Raw genomic sequence first — 3,773 nt, forward strand, 5'->3', positions numbered from 1 at the left:
AATCCAGAGCGGTTTACGCACACTCTGGATTGCTTCGCTGCGCTCGCAATGACGATGTTTTAGTCTTCCTGTGCGATCCGCACGCGCAGGCCATCGAGCGCGTCGCTGAACGGGATCTGGCACGACAGGCGCGAGTTGCCGTCGCGGTCGGTGGTCGAATCGAGCAGGTCGTTCTCGTCCTCGCTCATCGCCGGCATCGCATCCTTGTTGCCGTCCTCGACATGGACATGGCAGGTCGCGCACGAACAGCAGCCGCCGCACAGCGCGAGCAGCTCGTCGAAGCCCGCGTCGCGGATATTCTCCATCACGGTCAGGCTGGTGTCGCCTTCGATTTCATGCTCGCTTCCGTCGCGCGTCACCACAATCAGCTTGGCCATGCTCGTCCTCACATCATTTGATTCGGATGGCCTATGTCGCGCGTTGCGCGCCAAATCAAGCGCTGCTACGGAAGCGATGCGAACAAAAGGAGAATATCGCGATGAGCTTCGGTCAGGAGCAGTTGAATGCGGGAATCGATGCGATCGCCGCGATCGACGCCAATTTCGCGCGCGCGCTCGGCAATGCCGGCTATCCGCCGCCGCGCATCCGCGAGCGCGGCTATACCACCCTGCTCCGCACCATCGTCGGCCAGCAGGTGAGCGTCGCCGCCGCCAATTCGATCTGGAACAAGCTGGAGGCCGCCTTCGGCGAGGGATGCCCGGCCGAAGTGATGGCCGCCGCCGAATTCGACGCGCTGCGCGCCTGCGGCCTGTCGGGACAGAAACAGGGCTATACCAAGAGCCTCGCGCAGCTCGTCCTCGACGGCGAACTCGATTTCGACGCCCTCCCCGCCGACGACGAGGAAGCGATCGCCCTGCTCACCCAGGTCAAGGGCATCGGCCGCTGGTCGGCCGAAATCTACCTGCTCTTCGCCGAGGGACGTCCCGACATCTGGCCCGCGGGCGACCTTGCGGTGCAGGAAGCCGTCGGCCGCATCCTCGGCCTCGGCGCCCGGCCGAGCGAAAAGCAGGCGCGCGAACTGGCCGAGCCGTGGCGCCCCCATCGCGGCTCGGCGGCGATCTTTAGCTGGCATTGTTATAATATGGACGTGATCTGAGGATGCCGATCCCCATCCTCGTCATTCCCGCGAAAGCGGGAACCCAGTAGCGCCCTCCATGCGGCAGGAGTTCGGCCCGACCGTCTACCTCCTCGCATCGCGCCGCAACGGCACGCTCTACACCGGCGTCACCTCCAACCTCCTCCAGCGCATCCACCAGCATCGCGAAGGCCTGATCCCCGGCTTCACCCGCGAATATGGCGTGAAATTCCTCATGTGGTTCGAGCAACACGCGACGATGGATGCCGCAATCCAGCGCGAAAAGCGGATCAAGAAATGGAACCGCGCGTGGAAGCTGGAATTGATCGAGACGGACAACCCGGACTGGCGCGACCTTGCAGAGGACTTTGGTTTCGACCCGCTAGGTTGAACTGGGTTCCCGCTTTCGCGGGAATGACGAGGGGTAGAGCGAATGAGAAACGTGACATGCCCCAAGAAGCAATCGTGGCATCTCCCCACTTCGTCATTCCCGCGAAAGCGGGAACCCAGCATCTACGAAAGACAAAAAAAGGCCGGATGGATCACTCCACCCGGCCTTTTTACTGATCGTTAGCCGAAGCTTATTTCTTCGCCACCGCCTTCTTGGCCGGAGCCTTCTTCGCGGCCGGTTTCTCGTCCGCGGCCTTGGCCGGTGCGGCCTTCTTCGCCGCGGGCTTATCTTCGGCCTTTGCCGCGGCGGCCTTCTTCGCCGGGGCCTTTTCGGCCTTGGCTTCTTCCTTCACCGCGTCCTTCTTGGCGGCGGGCTTTTTCGCGGCGGCCTTCTTGGCCGGCTTGTGATCATGGTCATGGTCGTGACCACAGCCCGGACCATGGACGTGCCCGTCATCGTCGGCTTCGATCGCCGCCTCGATCTCCTCGCGCGTCACTTCGCGGTCGGTGACCTCGGCCTTGTCGAACAGATAGTCGACGACCTTGTCCTCATAGAGCGGGGCGCGGAGCTGCGCGGCGGCGAGCGCGTCCTGCTGGACATATTCGACGAAGCGCTGGCGATCCTCAGGGCGATACTGCTGCGCCGCCTGCATGATCAGGCGCTGCATTTCCTGGTTCGACACCTGCACGCCGTGCGCCTGGCCGATTTCCGAAAGGAGCAGGCCCAGGCGGACGCGGCGCACCGCAATCGCATGATATTCGTCGCGATCCTTTTCGAGTTCGGCCTTCGCCGCCTCGGGGTCTTCCTCGTGGCTCGCTTCATGCTCGAGCTGCTGCCAGATCTGGCCGAACTCGGCCTCGACCATCGTCGGCGGCACGTCGAAGTCATGGGCAGCGGCGAGCTGGTCGAGCAGCTTGCGCTTCATATAGGTGCGGGTCAGGCCGTTCAGTTCCTGCTCGACCTGGTCCTTCATCAGCTCCTTGAGCTTGTCGAGGCTTTCGAGGCCGAGCGATTTCGCGAACTCGTCGTCGATCTTCGACGCGGCCGGAACCTTCACCTCCTTCACCGTCACGGCGAATTCGGCAGGCTTGCCCTTCAGGTTTTCGACCGGATATTCATCCGGGAACGTCACCTTCAGCACCTTTTCGTCGCCGGTCTTGACGCCGACGAGCTGGTCCTCGAAGCCGGGGATGAGCTGGCCAGAGCCGATCTCGACCGCCATGTCCTCACCCGTGCCGCCGTCGAAGGGGGTGCCGTCGACGCTGCCCGCGAAGTCGATGATGACCTGGTCGCCCTGGGCAGCCTTCCTGGTCTTCGGCGCATCTTCGAAGCGCTTCATCTGCGCCGCGAATTCCTCGATCTTCGCCATCACCGCCTTGTCGTCGGCGGGGACGGTCAGCCGTTCGAGCTTCAGCCCGTCGATCGACGGGGTCGCGATGTCGGGCAGCACTTCGAGCGCGACGGTCAGCTCGGCATCCTTGCCGCGCTCATAGCCGTCGGCGAGCGTCACGCCGGGCTGCAGCGCCGGGCGCAGCTTTTCCTTCGCCATCAGGTCCTTGACGCCCTGGTCGATCGCCTTGTTGAGCGCGTCGGCGTTCAGCGCCTCGCCGTGCATCTTGCGGATCAGGTTCGGCGGCACCTTGCCGGGGCGGAAGCCGGGCATCCGCACGGTCGGCGCGATCGCCTTCACTTCGTCATCGACGCGCGCGTCGATATCCTTCGCGGTGATGGTCAGGCGATATTCGCGCTTCAGGCCTTCGTTCAGCGTTTCGACGGTCTTCATTGCCTTGGTCTTATCCTTGCTCAAAATCTCATATCGATGAACCCCGCCCGAAAGGCGGCGTTCCCCTATGTCCGGTCGAAGCTCGCGGAGCGTGGTGCGGGCGAAGGGACTCGAACCCCCACATCTTGCGATACTGGTACCTAAAACCAGCGCGTCTACCAATTCCGCCACGCCCGCTGAGAGCTTTCGGCCGGATGCACGAAATCGCGCGCTGCCGCGCACGCCCGTGCGGGCCGCGCGGGGCTATAGCAGACGCGCGGCCAAGGGCAAGGGCGGACCTTGCGCCATGTCCGGGCGCCGGAACATGCGCCGCGCCGGTTCGTTGATCCACCTGAGGAGAATCACCATGACCGCCGCCCCCGACCCGCTTCCGAAACCCAAGCCCGACACGATCGAGCCGCAGTCGCCCCCCGAAAAGCCGGTCCAGCCGGCCCCGCTCGAAGACCCCGCCGGCCAGCCGCAGGAAATCCCCGGAACTCCGGGCGGCGGCGACACCGACCAGCCCGGCCGCGGCCCGAGCGAAG

The 3,773-nt window shown here is 64.4% G+C and carries 4 protein-coding genes and 1 tRNA gene; 2 read left to right on the forward strand and 3 right to left on the reverse strand.

Going from position 1 to position 3,773, the window contains the following annotated elements; genetic code table 11:
* Window positions 1-59 precede the first annotated feature (59 nt).
* A complete protein-coding gene (locus OJI97_RS17420) occupies window positions 60-377 on the reverse strand; it encodes a 2Fe-2S iron-sulfur cluster-binding protein (RefSeq protein WP_297665593.1) in 318 nt (105 codons plus the stop codon).
* A gap of 101 nt (window positions 378-478) precedes the next feature.
* On the opposite strand from OJI97_RS17420, the gene OJI97_RS17425 reads away from it, so the two are divergent.
* Together OJI97_RS17425 and OJI97_RS17430 are read left to right on the forward strand one after the other, a co-directional pair.
* Window positions 479-1,096, forward strand: coding sequence for a DNA-3-methyladenine glycosylase 2 family protein (locus tag OJI97_RS17425; RefSeq protein WP_297665595.1), 618 nt, complete (start codon window positions 479-481; stop codon window positions 1,094-1,096).
* A 58-nt stretch (window positions 1,097-1,154) separates the two neighbouring features.
* A complete protein-coding gene (locus tag OJI97_RS17430) occupies window positions 1,155-1,466 on the forward strand; it encodes a GIY-YIG nuclease family protein (RefSeq protein WP_297665597.1) in 312 nt (103 codons plus the stop codon).
* A 190-nt stretch (window positions 1,467-1,656) separates the two neighbouring features.
* On the opposite strand, the gene tig is transcribed toward OJI97_RS17430, so the two are convergent.
* Window positions 1,657-3,249 (reverse strand): trigger factor, encoded by a 1,593-nt coding sequence (gene tig, locus OJI97_RS17435; RefSeq protein ID WP_297665599.1) that lies wholly within the window; start codon window positions 3,247-3,249, stop codon window positions 1,657-1,659.
* A gap of 92 nt (window positions 3,250-3,341) precedes the next feature.
* Window positions 3,342-3,426: transfer RNA gene (locus OJI97_RS17440), tRNA-Leu, on the reverse strand.
* Between the last annotated feature and the right edge of the window lie 347 nt (window positions 3,427-3,773).

Source organism: Sphingopyxis sp. (assembly GCF_025869345.1).
Taxonomy (GTDB): Bacteria; Pseudomonadota; Alphaproteobacteria; order Sphingomonadales; family Sphingomonadaceae; genus Sphingopyxis.